This is a genomic window from Methylobacterium oxalidis (assembly GCF_007992195.1).
GTDB lineage: Bacteria > Pseudomonadota > Alphaproteobacteria > Rhizobiales > Beijerinckiaceae > Methylobacterium > Methylobacterium oxalidis.
On the sequence record NZ_BJZU01000333.1, the window covers coordinates 1 to 770 of the forward strand.

At 67.4% G+C, this 770-nt stretch carries 1 protein-coding gene; it reads left to right on the top strand.

The genetic code is table 11. The annotated features are described in order from the left end of the window. A partial coding sequence (locus MOX02_RS30850) for a ferredoxin--NADP reductase (RefSeq protein WP_147029552.1) occupies positions 1-764 on the top strand: 764 nt, incomplete at its 5' end. Between the last annotated feature and the right edge of the window lie 6 nt (positions 765-770).

Below are 770 nucleotides of genomic sequence, written 5' to 3' on the forward strand. Positions count from 1 at the left end.
ACAACGAGGAGCGGGTGCTGTCGGTGCACCACTGGACGGACACGCTGTTCTCCTTCCGCACCACGCGCGACCCCTCGTTCCGCTTCCGCAACGGCGAGTTCACGATGATCGGCATCGAGGTCGAGGGCCGGCCGCTGCTGCGCGCCTACTCGGTGGTCTCGGCCAACTACGAGGAGGAGCTGGAGTTCTTCTCCATCAAGGTCCCGAACGGCCCGCTCACCAGCAAGCTGCAGCACCTCAAGGTCGGCGACCCGATCATGGTCGGCAAGAAGCCCACCGGCACGCTGGTGCTCGACAACCTGCTGCCGGGCCGCCACCTCTACCTGCTCGGCACCGGCACGGGGCTGGCGCCGTTCCTGTCGATCATCAAGGACCCGGAGACCTACGAGCGCTTCGAGAAGGTGGTGCTGGTGCACGGCTGCCGGCAGGTCTCGGAGCTCGCCTACGGCGAGACGATCACGCAGGACCTGCCGGGCCACGAGTTCCTGGGCGAGATGATCAGCGCGCAGCTGATTTACTACCCGACCGTGACGCGCGAGCCGTTCCGCAACCGGGGCCGGATCACCGACCTGATGGTGTCGGGCAAGCTGTTCGCGGACGTGGGCCTGCCGGGCATGTCGCGGGAGGCGGACCGGTTCATGCTGTGCGGCAGCCCCGAGATGATCCGCGACACCCGCCAGCTTCTGGCCGAGGGCGGCTACGAGGAGGGCAACCACGGCGAGGCCGGACACTTCGTCATCGAGAAGGCCTTCGTCGAGAAGTGAGGCCCG